This window comes from uncultured Stenotrophomonas sp. (assembly GCF_963519125.1).
GTDB lineage: Bacteria > Pseudomonadota > Gammaproteobacteria > Xanthomonadales > Xanthomonadaceae > Stenotrophomonas.
The window spans coordinates 1-19,973 of the sequence record NZ_CAUQLJ010000020.1 but is presented as its reverse complement, the minus strand read 5'-3'; the positions used below and the strand labels follow the sequence as shown (position 1 = coordinate 19,973).

General features: G+C 65.3%; 20 protein-coding genes and 1 pseudogene. 8 read left to right on the top strand and 13 right to left on the bottom strand.

Annotated features, from left to right (window positions below; genetic code table 11):
* The first annotated feature begins 21 nt into the window (after window positions 1-21).
* Window positions 22-1,713 (top strand): proline--tRNA ligase, encoded by a 1,692-nt coding sequence (locus tag RYM47_RS15705; RefSeq protein ID WP_315389017.1) that lies wholly within the window; start codon window positions 22-24, stop codon window positions 1,711-1,713.
* 156 nt (window positions 1,714-1,869) lie between these two features.
* A pseudogene (locus RYM47_RS15700) lies at window positions 1,870-2,238 on the top strand (H-NS histone family protein); the annotation flags it as partial.
* A gap of 136 nt (window positions 2,239-2,374) precedes the next feature.
* On the opposite strand, the gene RYM47_RS15695 reads toward RYM47_RS15700, so the two are convergent.
* A complete protein-coding gene (locus RYM47_RS15695; protein ID WP_315389015.1) occupies window positions 2,375-3,634 on the bottom strand; it encodes a threonine/serine exporter family protein in 1,260 nt (419 codons plus the stop codon).
* A gap of 102 nt (window positions 3,635-3,736) precedes the next feature.
* Here RYM47_RS15695 and RYM47_RS15690 point away from each other — a divergent pair, with 102 nt between their 5' ends.
* The 4 genes from RYM47_RS15690 to RYM47_RS15675 are packed head-to-tail and all read left to right on the top strand — an operon-like array spanning window position 3,737 to window position 7,280.
* Complete coding sequence (locus RYM47_RS15690; protein WP_315389013.1) at window positions 3,737-4,849, top strand: ABC transporter permease; 1,113 nt, start codon at window positions 3,737-3,739, stop codon at window positions 4,847-4,849.
* Window positions 4,849-5,679, top strand: coding sequence for an ABC transporter ATP-binding protein (locus RYM47_RS15685; RefSeq protein WP_315389011.1), 831 nt, complete (start codon window positions 4,849-4,851; stop codon window positions 5,677-5,679). The genes RYM47_RS15690 and RYM47_RS15685 overlap by 1 nt, the downstream gene beginning before the upstream one ends.
* A 3-nt stretch (window positions 5,680-5,682) precedes the next feature.
* Window positions 5,683-6,609, top strand: a complete 927-nt coding sequence (locus RYM47_RS15680; RefSeq protein ID WP_070207659.1) for an MlaD family protein — start codon at window positions 5,683-5,685, stop codon at window positions 6,607-6,609.
* Window positions 6,606-7,280, top strand: coding sequence for an ABC-type transport auxiliary lipoprotein family protein (locus tag RYM47_RS15675; RefSeq protein WP_315389007.1), 675 nt, complete (start codon window positions 6,606-6,608; stop codon window positions 7,278-7,280). Before RYM47_RS15680 ends, RYM47_RS15675 begins: the two co-directional genes overlap by 4 nt.
* Here RYM47_RS15675 and RYM47_RS15670 read toward each other — a convergent pair.
* Entirely contained in the window at window positions 7,264-7,848 is a 585-nt protein-coding gene (locus RYM47_RS15670) for an alpha-ketoglutarate-dependent dioxygenase AlkB (RefSeq protein WP_315389005.1), read from the bottom strand. The genes RYM47_RS15675 and RYM47_RS15670 overlap by 17 nt on opposite strands.
* Before the next feature lie 151 nt (window positions 7,849-7,999).
* Here RYM47_RS15670 and RYM47_RS15665 point away from each other — a divergent pair, with 151 nt between their 5' ends.
* On the top strand, window positions 8,000-8,959 hold the full coding sequence (locus RYM47_RS15665; protein WP_315389004.1) for a UDP-glucuronic acid decarboxylase family protein: 960 nt from the start codon (window positions 8,000-8,002) through the stop codon (window positions 8,957-8,959).
* Window positions 8,960-8,980: 21 nt separating this feature from the next.
* On the opposite strand, the gene RYM47_RS15660 is transcribed toward RYM47_RS15665, so the two are convergent.
* From RYM47_RS15660 to RYM47_RS15640, 5 genes are read right to left on the bottom strand one after another with little or no spacing between them, the layout of a single operon-like run.
* Window positions 8,981-9,577 carry a hypothetical protein gene (locus RYM47_RS15660; protein ID WP_315389002.1) on the bottom strand — a complete coding sequence of 199 codons (597 nt, stop codon included), beginning with the start codon at window positions 9,575-9,577 and terminating at the stop codon, window positions 8,981-8,983.
* On the bottom strand, window positions 9,574-9,966 hold the full coding sequence (locus RYM47_RS15655) for a GtrA family protein (RefSeq protein ID WP_315389000.1): 393 nt from the start codon (window positions 9,964-9,966) through the stop codon (window positions 9,574-9,576). Before RYM47_RS15655 ends, RYM47_RS15660 begins: the two co-directional genes overlap by 4 nt.
* Window positions 9,950-10,912 carry a glycosyltransferase gene (locus RYM47_RS15650; protein WP_315388999.1) on the bottom strand — a complete coding sequence of 321 codons (963 nt, stop codon included), beginning with the start codon at window positions 10,910-10,912 and terminating at the stop codon, window positions 9,950-9,952. Before RYM47_RS15650 ends, RYM47_RS15655 begins: the two co-directional genes overlap by 17 nt.
* On the bottom strand, window positions 10,905-12,119 hold the full coding sequence (locus RYM47_RS15645) for a hypothetical protein (protein ID WP_315388997.1): 1,215 nt from the start codon (window positions 12,117-12,119) through the stop codon (window positions 10,905-10,907). Before RYM47_RS15645 ends, RYM47_RS15650 begins: the two co-directional genes overlap by 8 nt.
* Entirely contained in the window at window positions 12,097-12,483 is a 387-nt protein-coding gene (locus RYM47_RS15640) for a hypothetical protein (protein ID WP_315388996.1), read from the bottom strand. Before RYM47_RS15640 ends, RYM47_RS15645 begins: the two co-directional genes overlap by 23 nt.
* A gap of 384 nt (window positions 12,484-12,867) precedes the next feature.
* Between RYM47_RS15640 and RYM47_RS15635 the strand changes: the two genes are divergently transcribed.
* The gene (locus RYM47_RS15635; RefSeq protein WP_315388994.1) at window positions 12,868-15,693 is read left to right on the top strand and encodes a rhamnan synthesis F family protein; all 2,826 of its coding nucleotides are present in this window, start codon (window positions 12,868-12,870) and stop codon (window positions 15,691-15,693) included.
* Window positions 15,694-15,784: 91 nt separating this feature from the next.
* Here the strand turns inward: RYM47_RS15635 and RYM47_RS15630 are convergent, their stop codons facing one another.
* From RYM47_RS15630 to RYM47_RS15605, 6 genes are all read right to left on the bottom strand, one after another.
* Window positions 15,785-16,411 (bottom strand): CoA transferase subunit B, encoded by a 627-nt coding sequence (locus RYM47_RS15630; RefSeq protein WP_315388992.1) that lies wholly within the window; start codon window positions 16,409-16,411, stop codon window positions 15,785-15,787.
* 1 nt (window position 16,412) lies between these two features.
* A complete protein-coding gene (locus RYM47_RS15625) occupies window positions 16,413-17,144 on the bottom strand; it encodes a CoA transferase subunit A (protein ID WP_315388990.1) in 732 nt (243 codons plus the stop codon).
* A 76-nt stretch (window positions 17,145-17,220) separates the two neighbouring features.
* On the bottom strand, window positions 17,221-18,120 hold the full coding sequence (gene rfbD, locus RYM47_RS15620; protein ID WP_315388988.1) for a dTDP-4-dehydrorhamnose reductase: 900 nt from the start codon (window positions 18,118-18,120) through the stop codon (window positions 17,221-17,223).
* A complete protein-coding gene (gene rfbC / locus RYM47_RS15615; RefSeq protein WP_315388986.1) occupies window positions 18,117-18,674 on the bottom strand; it encodes a dTDP-4-dehydrorhamnose 3,5-epimerase in 558 nt (185 codons plus the stop codon). The genes rfbD and rfbC overlap by 4 nt, the downstream gene beginning before the upstream one ends.
* Complete coding sequence (rfbA, locus tag RYM47_RS15610; protein WP_315388984.1) at window positions 18,671-19,558, bottom strand: glucose-1-phosphate thymidylyltransferase RfbA; 888 nt, start codon at window positions 19,556-19,558, stop codon at window positions 18,671-18,673. The genes rfbC and rfbA overlap by 4 nt, the downstream gene beginning before the upstream one ends.
* A 15-nt stretch (window positions 19,559-19,573) precedes the next feature.
* Window positions 19,574-19,973 (bottom strand): GDP-mannose 4,6-dehydratase (locus RYM47_RS15605; RefSeq protein ID WP_315388982.1); only part of this gene is annotated, 400 nt, incomplete at its 5' end.

Here is a 19,973-nt window from a genome sequence, read left to right as displayed (position 1 = left end):
CGCCGTTCAGCGAAGCCGACGATGCGCCTCTCCCAGTTCCACCTGCGTACCACCAAGGAAACCCCCAGCGACGCTGAGCTCACCAGCCACCGGCTGATGCTGCGTGCGGGCATGATCCGCAAGCTGGCCTCGGGGCTGTACACCTGGTCGCCGCTGGGCCTGCGCGTGCTGCGCAAGGTCGAGCGCATCGTGCGCGAGGAAATGGAACGTGCCGGCGCCGTGGAATTCCAGGTGCCGACCATCCAGCCCAAGGAACTTTGGGAAGCCACTGGTCGCTGGGAAAAGTTCGGACCGCAGCTGCTCAAGATCAAGGACCGCAAGGAGCAGGTGTTCTGCTACAGCCCCACCGCTGAAGAGGCCGCGGCCGATTTCGCGCGCCAGGAGCTGTCCAGTTACAAGCAGCTGCCGGTCAACTTCTTCCAGATCCAGACCAAGTTCCGCGACGAGATCCGCCCGCGCTTCGGCGTGATGCGCGCGCGCGAGTTCCTGATGAAGGACGCCTACTCCTTCCACCTGGACGACGCCTGCCTGGTGCGCGAGTACGAGAACATGAAGGCCGCCTACGCCCGCGTGTTCACCCGCCTGGGCCTGGACTTCCGCATGGTGCAGGCCGACTCCGGCGCGATCGGCGGCGACGCCTCGCAGGAATTCCACGTGATCGCCGACTCCGGCGAAGACGCGCTGGTGTTCTCGACCGGTTCGGATTACGCAGCCAACATGGAAGCGGCCGTTGCCGCGGCCCCCGCCCCGCGCGCCGCCGCCAGCGAAGACCTGCGCAAGGTCGAGACCCCCACCCAGAAGACCTGCGAGGCGGTTGCCGCCCTGCTCGGCATCGAGCTGGCGCGCACCGTGAAGTCGGTGGCGATCATGACCGAGGCCGGCTTCGTGCTGGCGCTGGTGCGTGGCGACCATGACGTCAACGAAATCAAGCTGGGCAAGGTGGAAGGCCTGCAGGGCTACCGCATGGCCGGCGAAGCGGAAATCGCCGCGCACCTGGGCAGCGAACCCGGTTTCCTCGGCCCGCTCAACCCGGCCCAGCCGATCCGCATCGTGGCCGACCGCGATGTGGCGGCCATGGCCGATTTCGTCGTGGGCGCCAATGAAGTCGGTTTCCACATTGCCGGCGTCAACTGGGGCCGCGACCTGCCCGAGCCGGAAGTGGCCGATATCCGCAACGCGAAGGAAGGCGACCGCGCCGCCGACGGTGGCGAACTGCGCGTGGCGCGTGGCATCGAAGTGGGTCACGTGTTCCAGCTGGGCCGCCAGTATGCGCAGGCCCTCAATGCCACCGTGCTGGATGAGAACGGCAAGGCACAGGTGATGGCGATGGGCTGCTATGGCATCGGCATTTCGCGCATCGTGGCTGCGGCGATCGAGCAGAACCACGACGACGCCGGCATTATCTGGCCGGACGCGATGGCGCCGTGGCAGGTGGTGGTGTGCGTGATCAATCCGAAGCAGGACGAAAGCGTTTCCGGTGCCGCCGCCGAACTGCTTGCGGAGCTGCAGGCCGCCGGCCTGGATGCCGCGCTGGACGACCGTGGCCTGCGCCCGGGCAACATGTTCGCCGACATCGAGCTGATCGGCGTGCCGCACCGGGTGGTGGTCTCCGAGCGCGGCCTGGCTGCCGGCACGTTTGAATACCGTGCGCGCACCGCCAGTGAAGCGGAAAGCCTGGACCGCGCCGGGCTGATGGCCAAGTTTGCGAAATGATGACGGATGCCGGGTGAAAGACCCCGGCATTTAATTGTCCCATTTCCATTGATTATTCCTACGAGCTGTGCATTGCGCAAATGAGAATGTATGCTGTTGCCGATGCCAGGGACTGGCCCTCACCCCGTCCTTCTTTTTCAGATTCCGGAGTAGTTGATGAGTATTGACCTGAGTGGTTTGTCCGCCAAAGAGCTGGGCGCGCTGATCAAGAACGCCAAGAAGCAGCAGACCATCGTCGCAAAGCGTCCGCCCCTCACCAAGGTCCGCGCCCAGTTGAGCAAGCTGGCCAAGGCCAACGGCTACACCCTGGAAGAAGTGGCGGGCGTTGCTCCCACCCGCGGCCGCGCCGCCAAGGCGACCAAGGCCGCTCCGGCCAAGGCCGTACGCAAGCTCGGCAAGGTCGCCCCGAAGTACCGCAACCCGGCCAATCCCAAGGAAACCTGGACCGGTCGTGGCAAGCAGCCGCGCTGGCTGGCCGCGCACACCACCAAGGGCAAGAAGCTGGAAGATTTCCTGATCAAGAAGTGAGCGGCGCGCCCATGGCGCACGCATTGAAAGCGCCGGCGGGATGCCGGCGTTTTTTTTGGTCGCACCGATGTGTTTTCGCGCAAATCCCCGCGTAGAGACACGCCATGCGTGCCCCTGGGAAACTCTCAGAAACTCACAGATTCTTGCGCGCCGGGAACAACAGGTTACCGAACAACAACCCCGCCACCAGCGCCATCACCACATTCAACACGGTCATCAGCACTACCTGCCCCGCGCCCATGTCCTGCTGCTGCACCAACGTCAGCACCCCGCGCAGGCTGGTACTGCCCGGCACCAGCATGATGATGCCGGGCAGCCGGATGATCGCACCCGGCCGCTGCACCAGCCGCCCGAACAGATTGCCCGCAGCGGTCATCACCATCGCCGACATGAAAATGCCCGCCGGCATGCCCCACGCCTGCCCGGCAAATTTGGAAATCGCATAACCGGCAACAGACGCGGCAATCACCCACGGATAGTCGCGCCGGCTGGCCTTGAACAGCATCGCGAACGCGAAGGCCGCCAGCAGCAGCGCGCTCCATTCCACCCAGGCGTCCTGCGGCCGCGACGCGCGGACCAGCGGATCCAGGCCGAGAATGCCCGACAGGGTCACCGCGATCACCGCACCCACGGTCAATTTGAGGATGGTGGTGATCGCACCCGCGAAGCGTGCCGTGCCCGACACCCAGTGCTGGCTGGCCAGCTCGTTGACCGCGTTGGTCAACGACATGCCGGGCAGCATCACCACCAGCGAGGCGATGATCACCGTATTGAGGTTCAGCGCGCCGACGAACGACGCCACCAGCGCCGCTACGGTGCCGGCCAGCAAAGCGGCCAACGCCTCGCTCGCCTCGCGGCTGGCCGGACGGCGGTCGGTGATCAGCGTCATCAGGCCGATCAGCAGGCCGATCACCCCGGCGGTGGCGATGTCCAGCCAGGGCAGTTTCCACAGCCCGGCCACGCCGGCCGCACCCAGGCTGTAGGACAGGATCATGCGGATCTTGCCGCGCCGGCCGGGATCCTTGTCCAGTTGCCGCAGTGCGGTATGGCCCTGGGCAATGCTCATGGTGCCATTGGCCACCGCATCGGTGATCTGGTCGGCAATGGAGAGCTTGTGCAGGTCGTTTTCGCCCGGGGCCAGCCGGATCACGCGCGTGATGTCCGACGAACCGATCGCCTTGGTCGGGTCGCTGAAGCTCAGGATCAGCCCGGTCGGATTCGACCAGGGCTCGCAGTCCAGGTCCAGCCGCTGCGCCAGCGCCACCACCGCCGCCTCCAGCCGCTGGGCCGTAGTGCCGTAGCTGTGCAGCCGCCCGGCGATCTCGGACACGAAGGCCACCCGCTGGGCGTAGGTGGCTGGAGGGGTAACGATGGCGGGTGCGTCGGCAGACATGCGGCGTAGTATTACCCGAAGCCTGCCCCGGCTGAACAGCGCTGTTGCCGACCGCACACACTTGGCGTCCACGCAGACAGGTTATGCTGCGCGTAGACGCCTATGACGCCAGACACCGCCCCCCACCTCGAACAGGATCCACAGGACCCCGGCAAGATCCGCTTGTCCGGCCAGTGGACCCTGCGCACCGCGATGGACGCGGCCGAAGCGCTGCGTGCCGCACCGGAAAACGTCACCGGGATCGACGCCAGCGGCATCACCCAGCTGGATTCGGCCGGCGTGTTGCAGGTACTGCGCGTGGCCCATCGCGCCGACCTCGGCGAAGACGCGCTGACCTTCCGCGAAGAACACCGCGCGCTGGTCTGCACCATCGAGGAAGTCGCCGACGACCGGCCCAAGGCCAAGCGTGACTTCGGCGTGCTGGCTGCGCTGGAGCGCCTGGGTGTCAGCGTCCACGCCACCGCCCACAACATCGTGGCACTGGCCAGCTTCCTCGGCGAAAACCTGGTCAAGGCCGGCCGGTTGATCCGCGAACCGCGCCGCTTCCGGCTGACCGCCACCGTGCACCACATGGAACAGGTGGGCCTGGACGCGGTGCCGCTGGTGGCGTTGCTGTCCTATCTGGTCGGTGCGGTGATCGCGTTCCTCGGCTCGACCATCCTGCGCGACTTCGGCGCGGAAATTTACGTGGTGGAACTGGTCAGCATCGCCTTCCTGCGCGAATTCGCGGTGCTGCTCACTGCGATCGTGCTGGCCGGCCGCACCGCCAGCGCGTTCACCGCGCAGATCGGCTCGATGAAAGCACGCGAGGAGATCGACGCGATCCAGACCCTCGGCCTGGACCCGGTCGACCTGCTGGTGCTGCCGCGCCTGATCGCCCTGCTCATTACCCTGCCGCTGCTGACCTTCATTGCGATGATCGCCGGCCTCGCCGGGGGCGTCACCGTGGGCGCGTTCGACCTGGATATTCCGCCGCAGATGTACCTGGCACGCCTGCACGACACCATTGAAGTGCGGCACATGCTGGTGGGCCTGGCCAAGGCCCCGGTGTTCGCCGCGGTCATCGGCCTGATCGGCTGCCTGGAAGGCCTGAAGGTGGAAGGCACCGCGCAGTCGGTGGGCGAGCGCACCACCTCCAGCGTGGTGCAGACCATCTCGCTGGTGATCATCATCGACGCGTTCGCCGCGTTGTGGTTCATGCACATGGATTGGTGATGACGACCACGGCCGCCCTAGAAGAAGACACCCGCACCGAACTGGCCGACGAGGCCGGGCTGGCCATCCGCGTGCGCGGGCTGACCAACCGTTTCGGCAGCCAGACCGTGCACGACGGGCTGGACCTGGACGTGCGCCGCGGCGAGATCCTCGGCGTGGTTGGCGGCTCGGGCACCGGCAAGTCGGTACTGATGCGCAGCATCCTCGGCCTGCGTCATCCCGACGAAGGCCAGATCGAAGTGCTCGGCGTGGACGCGCGCTCGGACAACCGCGCCGACCGCCTGCACATCGAGCGCAACACCGGCGTGCTGTTCCAGGACGGCGCGCTGTTCTCCTCGATGACTGTCGGCGAGAACGTGCAGGTGCCGCTGAAGGAACACCACGGCGAGCTGCCCGAGCGCTGGCATTACGAACTGGCCCTGCTCAAGGTGAAGCTGGCCGGCCTGCCCGCCGATGCGATCAACAAGCTGCCCTCGCAGCTATCCGGCGGCATGCGCAAGCGCGCCGGCCTGGCGCGTGCGCTGGCGCTGGACCCGCCGCTGCTGTTCCTGGACGAACCCACCGCCGGGCTCGACCCGATCGGCGCGGCCGCCTTCGACCGCCTGATCAAGACCCTGCAGGAAGCGCTGGGCCTGACCGTGATGCTGATCACCCACGACCTGGACACGCTGTATGCGATCTGCGACCGCGTGGCGGTACTGGCCGACCAGAAGGTGATCGCCAACGCCCCGCTGCACGAAATCGAACAACTGGACCATCCGTGGATCCAGGAATATTTCCACGGACCGCGCGCGCGTGCTGCACGCGACGCAAAGCAGAAGAGCGAGTAAGCCATGGAAACCAAAGCCAATTACGTACTGATCGGCGCGTTCACCATCATCGTGGGGCTCGCCCTGCTGGCCTTCGGGCTGTGGGCGGCCAAGTACTCCTCCGATCGCACCTGGACCGAATACCGGGTGGTGTTCCGAGAGGCCGTAACCGGCCTGTCGGTGGGCAGCCCGGTGCAGTACAACGGCATCGCGGTCGGCTCGATCACCGAGCTCAACCTGGTGCCGGACGACCCGCGCCAGGTAGTGGCCCGCATCCGCCTGAACTCCAATACGCCGGTCAAGACCGACACCCGCGCCAAGCTGGCCATCACCAGCCTGACCGGTCCCTCGATCATCCAGCTCAGCGGCGGCACTCCGCAGGCGCAGGCGCTGACCGCGGTGAACCGCGATCCCGCGCCGATCATTCCAACCACCCCGTCGGCCCTGCAGAACATCACCGACGTCGCCAACCGCATCGTCGAGCGCATGGACCAGGTGCTGAGCGACCGCAACGTGGCCAGCATCAACGCCACCCTGGCCAACCTGGAAACCATCAGCGGCGGCCTGGCCGACCGCGACCAGGGCACCAAGGCACTGCTGCTGAGCGCGCGCGACGCCGCGCGCAGCCTGGAAGTAACCCTGAAGACCACCAACGGCACCGTGGAACGCCTGGACAAGAACCTGGTGCAGCAGTTGCCGCCGATCCTGGACAAGCTGGAAACCACCCTGACCAAGCTCGACTCGGCGGCCGGCAGCGCTGACTCCATCCTTGGCGAGAACCGCGCGGCGATCAACAGCTTCGCCAACGACGGCCTGGCCCAACTCGGCCCGACCCTGACCGAACTGCGCGGGCTGATCCGCGACCTGCGACGGGTCAGCGACAAACTGGACAACAACCCGGCCCGCTACCTGCTCGGCCGTGACGCGCCGAAGGAGTTCGAACCCAAATGAGCCGCATGCCGCTTCTTCCCGCTTCCCTGCCCCGCCTGCTGCTGCCGGCCGGCCTGATGATCGCGCTGGGCGCCTGCTCGTTGCTGGGCGGCGGCGAGCGCAGCCAGGTCACGATCTACTCGCCGGTGGTACGCGTGCAGCCCGACCCGTCCTGGCCGAAGGTCGACTGGGCGCTGGTGCTGGTCAAGCCGACTGCCGCGCGCGTGGTCGACAGCCCGCGCATCAACGTGCGGCCCAACCCCGGCGAGCTCGAGGTCTACAAGGGCGTGAGCTGGGCGCAGCCGGCCACCGACATGGTGGACGACGCGCTGGTGCGCGCCTTCGAGGATTCCGGCCGCATTACCGGTGTGGCGCGTGCCACCACCGGCATCCGCGCGGACTACAAGCTGGCGCTGGATGTGCGGCGGTTTGAATCCGACTACCGCGGCCAGGCGACGCCGACCGCGCTTATCGAGATCAACGCGAAACTGATCCACGTGATCGACCAGCGGGTTGTTGCCGATCGGACGTTCCGTCAGGAACAGCCGGTGGGAAGCACGGCGACCGGTGATGTGGCGCAGGCGCTTGAGAAGGGCCTGGAGGAAGTGACCCGGGAGCTGGTGGGTTGGACGTTGGTGACCGGGCAGAACGACAGCAAGACGGCGACCGTCATTCCTACGCGGTTGCGTTGATCCACCGGAACGTCAGGTTGATGCGCTCGGCCAACGGCCGCGCGCTCTTCGCCAACGCGTGCTGGTAGAACGCCTGGGTGCGCCCACCCATCACCAGCAGATCGCCATGACCGAGGGTCACCTCGGCTTTGCGCGCGTGATCATCCCGCCGCCGCAGCAGGAACCGGCGCGCAGCACCCAGACTCACTGACGCAATCAACGGCGCAGGCCCAAGCTCCGGCTCGTTGTCGCTGTGCCACCCCATCCCGTCGTCGTTGTCGCGATAACAGTTCAGCAGCACGCTGTTGAACGGCTGTCCGCAGAACTCCCCCAATGCATCGCGCAACGGCACCAGCGCCGGATGCCAGGCATGAGGCACGAAGTCCGTGCCCGAATACCGGTAACGCGCCGCCGGGTCGCCCATCCAGCAGCTCAAGCGCGGCGAATCCACCTGCCGGCCGAACATTTTGATCCTGTGCACCTCCCACGGCACCTCCCCGCGCAGCTGGCGCTGCAGCGCGTCGGCGGCAGGCGCAGCCAACCAATGGCGGTGCCAGTGCACCCGTGCGTCGGGAAGATGAAGATCCATGGCGAAACGCTAGCACGGCGGGTACTCACCCGGATCCCCCCACCCACGCGACTCACCCCACGCCCCGCACACCCGTCCCGCCTACAATGGACCACTTTCCCCACCGTGACCCGCGGCCAGCACCACGCCGCCCACAGCCAGAGACCCCGCAATGAGAAGTCATGACAGCAGCAAGCGCATCCTGGTCACCGGCGGTGCGGGTTTCCTCGGCTCGCACCTGATCGAGCGCCTGCTCGGCCAGGGCCATGAAGTGGTGTGCGCGGACAACCTGTTCACCGGCACCAAGCGCAACATCGCGCACCTGCTGGGCAACCCCCACTTCGAGTTCCTGCGCCACGACGTGACCTTCCCGCTGTACATCGAAGTGGACGAGATCTGGAACCTGGCCTGCCCCGCCTCCCCGGTGCACTACAGCCATGACCCGGTGCAGACCACCAAGACCTCGGTGCATGGCGCGATCAACCTGCTGGGGCTGGCCAAGCGACTGGACTGCCGGATCTTCCAGGCCTCCACCAGCGAGGTGTATGGCGACCCGAGCGTGCATCCGCAGCGGGAGGAATACTGGGGAAATGTGAACCCTATCGGCCCGCGCTCCTGCTACGACGAAGGCAAGCGCTGCGCTGAGACGCTGTTCTTCGACTACCACCGCCAGCACGGGCTGGATATCAAGGTGGCGCGCATCTTCAACACCTATGGTCCGCGCATGCACCCGAATGATGGGCGCGTGGTGTCGAACTTCATCGTGCAGGCATTGCGCGGCGAGAACATCACGATCTACGGCGAGGGCCAGCAGACGCGTTCGTTCTGCTACGTGGATGACCTGATCGAGGGGTTCATCCGGTTGATGGCGACGGACAAGGACTTCACCGGGCCGGTCAACCTGGGGAATCCGGCCGAGATGACCATTCGGGAACTGGCCGAGGCCGTGATTGCGCTGACCAATTCCGGGTCGAAGCTGGTGTTCAAGCCGTTGCCGCAGGATGACCCGATGCAGCGGCAGCCGGATATCACGTTGGCGAAGAGCACGCTGGGTGGGTGGGAGCCGCAGGTGAAGCTGGAGGATGGGCTTCGGCGGACGATTGCGTATTTCGATGGGTTGTTGAGCGCGTAAGATCGCGCTCCGGCCCCACCGTCACTTGCACTGGTAGGTGACGTCCTGGCGGCTGTGGCGGAACGGGTCGGTCAGGTCGTCGGAGTACTTGCCCAGCAGCAGGCGCTGCCTGGGCAGGAAGTGCTGGCGGTAGAAGCGGCTGATGGCTGCCACTCGGCGGCCCTTGTCGGTCAGCAGTACGCAGCCGTTGGCGATGTGGATGGTGCCCGAGCTCTCCTGCTCCGTCAGACGCACGTCCACCAGCCTGTGCTCCACCATGTATTCCTTGGTGAACACGTCCTGGAAGGCGTCCTGGCGGATGCCGCCGCCGCGCTGGTCCAGCTTCTCCAGGATGTAGAACGACAGCGAGCGATCGATCACGGTCGGCACTGAGATAGCGAAGGCGTAGCCGCCCAGCAACCATACCGCCACCAGCAGGACCTTCTCGGTCAGGGTGAAGCGGCGCAGCGCGGGCACGAGCAGCAACAGGCCGGTGAGCACCGCCGCCAGCATCGCATCGCCGATGGCCGCGTAGAACACCACGTCGACGCTGAAGAAGCGCACATGCAGGAAATGGATGCCCAGCAGCAGCACCACGTAGACGGCGGTGAGCAGCAGTGCGTTGCGCAGGGTTTTCATGGTTTGAACACCAGCAGGCGGTTGCCGAGGAATGAGAGGATGAACTGGATGATGCTGATCAGCACGAAGCCGATCCGGTAATCGAACTTGAACAGGTCCGACCATAGCGCCATCAGGCCGCCATTGATCAGCGCAATGGCGGCATACAGCAATACGAACCGCCACAGCTGGCCGCTGGCCCGGGCCTGTGTGGCGGCGAACACGAAGTAGCGGTTGCCCAGGAAGGACGCCACGATGGCAACGGCTGCCGCCACCAGGTTGGCAACCCCCTTGGAGGGCACGTGCACGACCTCCACCAGCAGGGTCAGTACCGCGAAGTGCACGCCGGTGGCCACCAGCCCGTTGATGACATACCGCAGCAGCTGGCGGAAATCAGCGCGGCGCGTCATCGGCGGTGACTTCGGTGACGCCCGCCAGGTATTCGCGATAGGCACCCGGTTTCTGGATCGTGCCGCGCACGATCCCGCTCAGCATCAGCGTCATCAGGGTCAGCGTGCCGGTCTGCAGGAAGACCAGGAACAGCACGCCCAACGCCATCGAGAACCAGCCCGGCGTGGCATACCCGGCCAGCTTGAGCAGGGTGGCGACCACGGCCAGCACGATGGAGGCCGAGGACACCAGCACGCACATCAGGCCCACCCGCACCAGCACGTCTTCGGCGAACACCATCAGCGCGCGGAACCCGTGCAGGGTGAGGCCCACGAAGTTCATCTTGCTCTGCCCGGCGTAGCGCGGGCCACGGTCGATCGGGCACACCGCCAGGCGCAGCTTGCTGGCGATCAAGCCCGCCGCCACATGGGTCCAGACTTCGTGCATCGCGTTGAGCCGGTGCAGCGCACTGACCTTGATCGCCATGAAGTTGCCGAAGCTGATGGTGCGCCCGGTGAGCAGCTGGAAGATGAACTTGTAGACCACGTAGAACGCGCGGAAGCGCAGCGTTTCCACCCGGCTCTTGCGCCGCGCCACGGCCACGTCGACATTCTCGTCGCGGGTCGCTTCCAGCAGCGTGGCGATGGTTTCGGGCAGGTCCTCGCCGTCCGAGTCCATCACGATCACCCGCTGCGCGTCCGGCAGGTTTTCTTCGACATAGCCCAGCCCGACCGCGATGGCCTTCTGATGGCCGACATTGCGGCGCAGCTTCAGCACCACCCCGCTCACCCCGGAGCTTGAAAGCTGGAACGGCTGCACCGGTTCGCGGATCGAGCCGTCGTCTACCGCCACCACGTACACACGGTCGCCATACAGACGCGCCAGCTCGGTGAACAAGCGGGTCGAAGCCACGTGGTCCTCATAGACCGGAGTGACCACCACGAACGATTCGTTGGGCTCAAGCATTCCGTTCTCCTGCACGCGGGTGCGGCGCAGCCTGTTTCCACTGGTCCAGCAGCACCAGGACGCCGTACATCAACAGCAACTGTACCGGCAGCGCCACGCGCTTGGCACTGGTGGCCAGGTGCCAGACCAGGTCATGCGGGGTGCTCAGGTACACCGCAAACAGGACGCCGAAGTAGGCTACGGCGACCATCAGCGCGGCCCGGGCAGCCGGCACGCGCCACATGCGCGCCCACAGTACCAGCAGCAGTACCAGCGGCACCCACGCAGCACTGCGCAGCAGGGCCTTCAGGATCAGCACGCTCTGGGTCATGTCGGGCAGGCGCGCCAACAGCTGCCCCTTCAGATCGCTCTGGGCCAGGTCGTTGCCCAGATCCGCACCTGCGACGGCCAGCTTCCAGGCCACCAGCGGCACCATCGACAGAGCGAAGGCGGCCAGCAGGACCCAAGGGATGCGCCGGTCGCGCAGCAGGACGGTGGTGATGGCGGCCAGTCCCACCAGGATGGCCAGCACCGCGCCTTCGTTCTTGATCAGGGTCAGTACGGCCGAGAGCGCCGCATAGGCAGCAAGGTTGAACCACTGACCCTCGGCGGCGTCCCGGCGCGGCTGGATGGCCACGGCCAGCGCTGCCACCGCGTACACCGCCAGGAAGGCGTCCATATAGCCGTCAACCAGATAGCGCCCGCCCACTTCCAGCACCGCCACCGCGAACAGGCCCGCCGCCCACCATGTGCGCAGGCTGCGCGCGATCAGCAACAGCGGCGGCAGCAGCAGAAGCGTGGCGGCGGCCTTGGGGAAGATCTCGTTCCAGTGCCCAACTACCTTGGCCGCGGTGGCTGACCACAGCGGCATCAGCGAGGGGTAGTCGTTGTGGCTGAAGATGGCGTAGCCGTCCAGCTGGGCGTACAGCGAATTTTCGAGATAGATCCGCTTGGCGTGCAGCATCCAGATCGAGCGCGGATCCCATTCGTCGGTGGGGCTGCCCAGCGCGAGGACCAGCAGCACCGCGACAATGCCCACCATCCAGGCCGAACGCCCGTCGCGCAGGGCCAGCAGCGACCAGACCGCACAGGCCAGCACGGCGATGAAGGCGATCTGGGCCGGCAGCCCTACCCAGCCAAACGCGGCGAAGGCATAGCAGAGCAGCACGCCGGCCAGCATGCCCAGCGCGGCGCGCGCGCCACCGTCAGTGGCAGTCAACGAGAACAATGCGCTCACTCCTTGAGATTTCGGTGCAGTTCGGTTGCTGCGGGCCCGGGGTGCGCCAGAGCATCAGGCCCTTGTCGGCCCAATGCACGCGACGGGGGTACAGCCCGTCCCACAGACGCTCGCGCACCAGCGGGTCTTCCCAGAGGCCCGGCGCCAGCGCTACCGGCACGCTGGTATCCCCGTGGTGGGCGAGCAGCTCGCGGGCTTCGACCACCTCTGGCGGTACAGACTCATTCCACCCCGCACCCGCGTTAAAGGCCTGCCGCAGCAGCGAGCCGTCGAAATGAATGTCCTTGGCGATGCCGCGCAACCCCACAAGCAGCAGCGCGCCGATCAACAGGCCGGCCAGCCAGCGTTGCAGCACGGAGGAGGTTCCCTTCCCGGGTTTGATCACGGCAGCGTTCCAGGTTCAGCCAAGCCGGAAATTTTAGCATTTGCTACCGAGGCGACTCCCGTTAACGCATGGACCCCTGATCAACATGGCGCCGACACCGCGCGGAACAGAAAAATCTGAGCGTGTTCCGGACGGTGAGGGATTCGGCGACGGAGGGCGTCGCCCTGCAGCGGGAACACTGGCACTGGGGCTGAACCGTGCCCCATGCCCTGCCTACCGAAGGCCTGGACCGTGTGAGCCACGCGTTGCCCGGCTCCCGGGGAAGCGGGAGAATGCTGCGATGAACGTGCTGAATTACTTGAATCTGCTGTGGACGCCCTGCCCTACCCCCTGCTCGGGCGTGGGGATTCGGCATTGAGCCTGCGCCGTTACCTCGACGCCGCCCGCCGTTCGGTTGGGCGCCATGGCGGCGGTTCCGCAGGCGTGTGGGCGGTTCTGCGACGTGCGATGAAAGTCATTCGCGCCATGGGACTGAAAGGCCTGATCAGCCGTCTGCAGTCGGCCAGCAAGGTACATGCCCCGGCAGTCGAGCCTTTCGACACGCCTGCACTGCCCGACCCCGCTCCGCTGCGCGACGTCAGCCTCCGGGTCGGGGTCATGGCGCACGTGTACTACCCGGATCTGATCGAGGAGTTCGCAGCGACGCTGTCATTGCTTCCCGTTCCTTACACCCTGCTGGTGTCAGTGGTCGACGCGGACGCTGAAGTCCACGCCCGACAGCGGTTCGCCTCGCTGCCCAACCTTGCCAGCCTGGTCATCAAACGCGTTGAGAACCGCGGGCGCGATATAGCCCCGCTGCTGGTCACGTTCCATGATGAGGTCATGGCGCTGGACCTGATCGGTCACATCCATACGAAAAAATCCCTCTACACCGGCAGCGAACAGGAGGAGTGGCGTCGCTATCTTCTCAACAGCCTGTTCGGCTCCACCGAACGCCTCGCCTGGATTTTCGGCATGTTCCAGGCCGACGCCAGACTGGGCATGGTTTACCCGGAGAGCCATGCAGGCATGCCGTTGTGGGGTCATACCCTGCTCAGCAACGCGGACGCGTGCGATGCCCTCGCCGGGCGCATGGGCATCGCGTTGGATCGGCAACGCTATCTCGACTTCCCCGCCGGCTCCATGTTCTGGGCACGCGTGGACGCGCTGCGGCCGATCTATGAACTGCACCTGCGACTCGAAGAATTTCCTGCCGAAACAGGGCAAACGGACGGCACGCTGCAACATGCGGTAGAGCGCCTGCTGGGTGTCGTGACCCGCCATCAGGGATACCGGCTGGGCATCCTCCCCGCCGACGGCCGATTGGCACTTCCGGTGGAGGGAGAGCGCAATATGGCGGCCGCTTTGGACGGCGATGTGTTTGAACGGCTGCAAATCGCGTCTCTCGAGGCTGAACTGGTCACCGTGGATGTTTTCGACACGCTGGTCGTCCGCGCATTCCTCACGCCGGCGGCTGCACGTGAACATCTTGCGTGGCGACTGCGACGCCATTTTGGCGTTGATGACTTTGCTCGCCAGCGCGAAGACGCCGAAGTCGCTTTGAGGGCCCGACTGCGTCGCGACCCGGTCCTGGCAGAAATCCACGAAGCGCTGGCCCAGAAGATTGGACTCCCCGACCTTGACGCTGCAGCGCTTGCTGAAATCGAGCGTTCGCATGAAAAGGCACTCCTTCGGCCTCGCACGGGTGTGCTTGCAGCGCTTCAGCGCATTGGTGCGGCCCCGCTTACCGCGTTTTCGGACATGTACCTGTCCAGACAGGACATGCAGGCCATCTTGCCTGCTACGGTAGTTCAGGATATCGGGCGCTGGTGGATTTCGTGCGAGACAGGACGCCGCAAGGACAGTGTCGACACCTGGCAGAACGTGGCGCGGGAGCAGGGTCGCACGGATGGACGCTGGCTTCACGTCGGCGACAACGAGCATTCCGACATCCAGCTTCCGCAGCAGGCCGGCCTGCTTACGCCCGTGCATGTGCTTCGGCCCGCGGCCTTGCTCGATGTCGTGCCTGGCCTGCGGCCGCTACGTCATCCGCTGGGCGCGCGAGCGCCATGGCAGGAGCAGCTTTGGCGCGGGTTGATAGCCAACCGCTTCGCGGAAATAGCCGATACAGCGCCCAGGCAACTATTGGGGGCACCCGTCCTGGACGCTGGAATGCTGGGATACACGGCAATAGGACCGTTGGTTCTGGACTTTCTGCTTGCTGTAATCAATGTGGCAAAGGAGAAGGGCATCGAGACCCTGCTTTTCCTCAGCCGCGAGGGTCACCTTCTGCAACGGGCCTTTGTCAGACTCCAACGCGCCCACGCCACGGCGGCGACCATGTCAGGGCACTACTTCCTTGTGTCGCGTCGCGCCACACTGCTTCCCTCACTGCGCACCGAACAGGATCTTGCACGGGTTGTCCAGAGCAACTTCAACGGCAGCCTTGAATCGTTGCTCCGCGCTCGACTGGGCGACGAAGCCACGGATGCAGTGCGAACCCATATGCCGGAACGGCTGGATCAGGATGTATTCCTGCCCGAAATGTCCGCCGAAGTGGAAGGCTGGTTGGCGCCCGCGTTGCCGGCGCTGTTGTCGCTCGCGCGCCAACAACGCGAGGCCTATAACGCCTACCACGCCGCGACGGTCAGCGGAACGACATCGATGCTTATCGATATCGGTTATGCGGGTAGCATCCAGCGCAACCTGGCGCAACTACTCGCTGCGCCGCAAGGCGGGTACTACATGGCACTGAGCAGCAACGCGCACGTGCTTTCCGACGATAACTGGGCGTACGCACGGTACTTCGACGGTCGTCACTCTGAAAGCCCCGCCATGTCCACCATCCTCTCCAATGATCTGCTGCTCGAGTCGTTGCTGGCCGCTCCACACGGCCAGTTCAATGGGTTTACCGGTGGGGACGTCCTTCAACCCACGCCGAACTTCGGTCCGATTGAACTGTCCGCAGATGGAATCAACGCTCTGGCCAACGTTCACGCGGGCGCGCTGGAGTTCATCGATGATGTCTGCACGGCGATTGGTGAGGACGTTACCGGGTTGACACTCGATCCAGCAGGGGTGCAGATCCCCCTCCAATGTATCGGCAGCGGGCGGTGGGACGCCAAAGTCCCACTCGCCCTTCTGGCGACGGAAGATGCCTTCACAGGCCGCGGCAAAGTCTCCGCCGGCGAACCGGGCTAGTTCCCGGCGCGCCGCCGATCCAGGCGCCACTGCCAGACGTAACCGATGGCGCCTCATCCAGAGGGTGGCCGCGCCTCGGCAACGCCCTGGATCAGGTGAATCTGACGCCGGTCTTTTCCCTCAATTCTTCATCGCTCACACCAGGCGCCGCTTCCACCAGCTTCAAGCCCGCGTCGGTGACGTCGAATACGGCCAGATCGGTGATGATGCGATCCACCACGCCCACGCCGGTCAGCGGCAGCGTGCATTCGGCCAGGATCTTGTGTTCGCCGTTTTTGGCGGTGTGCTCCATCAGCACCACTACGCGCTGCACGCCGGCTACCAGGTCCATGGCGCCGCCCATGCCCTTCACCATCTTGCCCGGCACCATCCAGTTGGCCAAGTCGCCCTTGTCGGTGACCTGCATGGCGCCAAGGATGGCCAGGTTGACGTGGCCGCCGCGGATCATCGCGAAGCTGTCGTGGCTGCCGAAGTAGCTGGCACCGGCACGTGCGGTGACGGTCTGCTTGCCGGCGTTGATCAGGTCGGCGTCCACTTCGGCTTCGGTCGGGAACGGGCCGATGCCAAGCAGGCCATTCTCCGACTGCAGCCACACGTCCACGCCGTCGGGAATGTGGTTGGCCACCAGGGTCGGCAGGCCGATACCCAGGTTCACATAGGCGCCGTCGGTGAGTTCGCGGGCGGCGCGCTGCGCCATTTCATCGCGGGTCCATGCCATCTCAGTTGCCCTCCGCACGCACGGTGCGCTGTTCGATGCGTTTTTCGGGAGTCGGGTTGTGCACGATGCGGTGCACGTAAATGCCCGGCAGGTGCACCTGGTCGGGGTCGATGCTGCCCACCGGCACCACTTCTTCCACTTCCACAACGCACAGCTTGCCGGCCATGGCGCAGGCCGGGTTGAAGTTGCGTGCGGTCTTGCGGAACACCAGGTTGCCGGCCTCGTCGGCCTTCCACGCCTTTACCAACGCCACGTCCGCGCGCAGCGCGGTTTCCATCACGTAGTGCTTGCCGTCGAACTCGCGGGTTTCCTTGCCCTCGGCCACTACAGTGCCGTAGCCGGTGGCGGTGAAGAACGCGGGGATGCCCGCGCCGCCGGCGCGCAGGCGCTCGGCCAGGGTACCCTGCGGGTTGAACTCCAGTTCCAGTTCGTTGGCCAGGAACTGGCGTTCGAATTCCTTGTTCTCGCCCACATAGGACGAAATCATTTTCTTGATCTGGCGCGTTTCCAGCAGCTGGCCCAGGCCGAATCCGTCCACGCCGGCATTGTTGGAGATCACCGTCAGGCCCTTGACCCCGGTATCGCGCAGCGCCGCGATCAGCGCTTCGGGAATGCCGCATAGGCCGAAACCGCCGACCGCCAGGGTCTGGCCGTCGGCCACCGCGCCCTGCAGCGCCTCGGCGGCACTGGCGTAGCGCTTGCCGCGCCGGCCGTTGTCTGGGGACTTGCTCATCTACGCCCTCACCTCGTTGATGTAAGGGCGTAGTGTAGCGGTTGGGCGCTGATTTCCCTGCCGCGCTGCAACGCATTCAGGCCGCGGGCAGGCGCTCCATCACCTGCGCCAAGCCGGTCTCCCAGGTGGGCAGCACGATGCCGAAATCGGCCTGCAGCCGCGATACGTCGAGGTGAGAGTATGCGGGCCGTCGCGCGGGTGTCGGGTACTCAGCCGTCGTGATGGGCTCTACCCGGGGTGCACGCGCCAGCATGCCACGCGCAACGGCTTCGGCGAAGATGGCTTCCGCAAACCCGTGCCAGCTGGTCTCACCCGTGGCGGTCAAGTGCCAGGTACCCGACAACCCACCGGGATGCTGCAGCGCGCGCGCAGTGACGTCCGCGATCAGCGCGGCCGGCGTCGGCGTACCGCGCTGGTCGGCGACCACGCGCAGCACGTCGCGCTCGGCGCCCAGCCGCAGCATGGTGCGCAGGAAGTTGGCGCTGTGTTCTGCGTACACCCATGCGGTGCGGAAAATGAGGTGGCGCCCGCCGGCAGCGCGGATCGCACCTTCGCCTTCCAGCTTGGTAGTGCCATATACATTGAGCGGTGCGGTCGTCGCACCCTCCACGTAGGGCACATCGGCTCGACCGTCGAAAACGTAGTCGGTGGAGTAATGCACCAATGGCACCGAATGCCGCGCGCACCACTGGGCCAGCACTGCAGGTGCCTCGGCGTTGGCACGTCGGGCAGCCTCCGGCTCCTGCTCAGCGCGGTCAACAGCGGTATAGGCCGCAGCGTTGAGTACCCGGGCGGGACGAACACGGTCAAGCAACGACGGCAGGAGCGACGGCGAATCGAAATCGGCAATCTCGCAGGGAGTGCCGTCGGCGAGCCGGCCGCTGCGCGTCGTAGCAACCAGCGGCCCTGCCGGAGCCAATGCACGCAGTAGTTCCTGCCCGAGCTGGCCGTTGCCGCCCAGCACAAGCGTCGTCATGGCACGTAAACCGGCAAACGATCCTCGGCGATGTCCTGTAGAAACGGAGCCTGCTCGTCCTTGGCCGACAGCGAAGGCGCGCTGATCGGCCAGTCCACGGCCAGATCGGCATCGTTCCAGCGGATCGCGGCGTCCGCCTCTTTCACGTACACGTCGGTGCACAGGTAGTTGAACAGCGCTGTCTCGGACAATACGGCGAACCCGTGCGCAAAGCCAGGTGGAATCCACAGTTGCCGACGGTTTTCGCCGCTGAGCACGAACGCCTCCCAGCGCCCAAACGTGGGCGACCCCCGGCGGATATCTACAGCAACGTCGTACACCTCACCCTGCAGTACCGTCACCAGCTTTCCCTGCGGCCGCGGCCACTGGTAATGCAGACCACGCAGCACACCGCGTGAAGAGCTGGAGACATTGCTCTGCACGAAGCTGCCGGGCAACCCCTGCTCGGCATAGCGCTCAGCGTTCCAGGTTTCGAAGAAGAAACCCCGGGAGTCACCGAAGACTGCCGGTTCGATCACCACGCATCCCGGCAGGGTAGAGGCAACTACTTTCACCGCACGACACCCCGTTGCACCAGCTTGTGCAGGTACTGCCCGTAACCGTTCTTGATCAGCGGAGCGGCAAGCGCTTCAAGTTGCTCGGAAGAGATCCATCCTTGGCCGAACGCAATTTCTTCCGGGCAGCAGACCTGCAGACCCTGGCGAGTCTGGATGGTTTCGATGAAATTGGAGGCTTCCAGGAGCGACTGATGCGTACCGGTGTCGAGCCACGCATAGCCTCGACCCAAAGCTTCCAGATGCAGATTGCCTTCGCGCAGGTAACGCTGGTTGAGATCGGTGATCTCCAGCTCGCCTCGCGGGGACGGTTGCAATTCGGCGGCGTGGTGACTGGCATTGCCGTCGTAGAAGTACAGGCCGGTGACCGCATAGTTCGAACGTGGGTTCGCCGGCTTCTCGACCAGATCAATTACCTTGCCGGCCTTGTCGAACTCAGCCACGCCGTAACGTTCCGGATCATTGACCCAGTAGCCGAAGACAGTCGCGCCGGTTTCGCGCTGATCGGCGTTGCGCAGCATTTCGCCCAAGCCGTGCCCATGGAAGATGTTGTCCCCCAGCACCAGGCAGCTCGGCTTGCCGCCGACGAAATCCTTGCCAATCAGGTAGGCCTGCGCCAGCCCGTCAGGGCTTGGCTGGACGGCGTACTCGATGTTCATACCCCACTGGGAACCGTCGCCCAGCAGGGCCTGGAACAGCGCCTGCTCATGCGGGGTATTGATGATCAGCACGTCGCGAATGCCTGCCAGCATCAGCACACTGAGCGGGTAATAGATCATTGGCTTGTCATACACCGGCAACAGCTGCTTGCTGACGCCCTTGGTGATGGGATACAAGCGGGTGCCGGAACCACCGGCGAGGATGATGCCTTTACGCTGGGTCATATCTGGATTCCTGATTCAGGCCGCTGTGCCGATACGCTGCAGACGATAGCTGCCGTCAAGCACGCCATTCACCCATTCCTGGTTCTCCAGGTACCAGTCGACGGTGAAGGCAATACCTTGGTCGAAGGTGTACTTCGGCTCCCAGCCCAGCTGGTCCTTGAGCTTGGAAGCGTCGATGGCATAACGGCGGTCATGGCCCGGGCGATCGGCCACGTAGGTGATCTGGCTGCTGCGCGGCTGGCCATCTTCGCGCGGGCGGCGCGCATCGAGCAGCGCACAGATGGCGTGCACCACTTCAATGTTCTCCTTCTCGGAGTTGCCACCCACGTTGTACGTCTCGCCGACCTTGCCCTTGGCCAACACGGTGCGGATCGCTTCGCAGTGGTCGGACACGAACAGCCAGTCGCGCACCTGC

Bases quoted from the DNA above. Each gene is read 5' to 3' on its own strand.
- RYM47_RS15675 (WP_315389007.1), top strand. From the start codon at position 6,606: ATGAGCCGCATGCCGCTTCTTCCCGCTTCCCTGCCCCGCCTGCTGCTG.
- RYM47_RS15670 (WP_315389005.1), bottom strand. From the start codon at position 7,848: ATGGATCTTCATCTTCCCGACGCACGGGTGCACTGGCACCGCCATTGG.
- RYM47_RS15665 (WP_315389004.1), top strand. From the start codon at position 8,000: ATGAGAAGTCATGACAGCAGCAAGCGCATCCTGGTCACCGGCGGTGCG.
- RYM47_RS15690 (WP_315389013.1), top strand. From the start codon at position 3,737: ATGACGCCAGACACCGCCCCCCACCTCGAACAGGATCCACAGGACCCC.
- RYM47_RS15705 (WP_315389017.1), top strand. From the start codon at position 22: ATGCGCCTCTCCCAGTTCCACCTGCGTACCACCAAGGAAACCCCCAGC.
- rfbA (WP_315388984.1), bottom strand. From the start codon at position 19,558: ATGACCCAGCGTAAAGGCATCATCCTCGCCGGTGGTTCCGGCACCCGC.
- RYM47_RS15685 (WP_315389011.1), top strand. From the start codon at position 4,849: ATGACGACCACGGCCGCCCTAGAAGAAGACACCCGCACCGAACTGGCC.
- RYM47_RS15660 (WP_315389002.1), bottom strand. From the start codon at position 9,577: ATGAAAACCCTGCGCAACGCACTGCTGCTCACCGCCGTCTACGTGGTG.
- RYM47_RS15630 (WP_315388992.1), bottom strand. From the start codon at position 16,411: ATGGCATGGACCCGCGATGAAATGGCGCAGCGCGCCGCCCGCGAACTC.
- RYM47_RS15625 (WP_315388990.1), bottom strand. From the start codon at position 17,144: ATGAGCAAGTCCCCAGACAACGGCCGGCGCGGCAAGCGCTACGCCAGT.
- RYM47_RS15655 (WP_315389000.1), bottom strand. From the start codon at position 9,966: ATGACGCGCCGCGCTGATTTCCGCCAGCTGCTGCGGTATGTCATCAAC.
- RYM47_RS15650 (WP_315388999.1), bottom strand. From the start codon at position 10,912: ATGCTTGAGCCCAACGAATCGTTCGTGGTGGTCACTCCGGTCTATGAG.
- RYM47_RS15680 (WP_070207659.1), top strand. From the start codon at position 5,683: ATGGAAACCAAAGCCAATTACGTACTGATCGGCGCGTTCACCATCATC.
- RYM47_RS15695 (WP_315389015.1), bottom strand. From the start codon at position 3,634: ATGTCTGCCGACGCACCCGCCATCGTTACCCCTCCAGCCACCTACGCC.
- rfbD (WP_315388988.1), bottom strand. From the start codon at position 18,120: ATGACGACGCTTGTGCTGGGCGGCAACGGCCAGCTCGGGCAGGAACTA.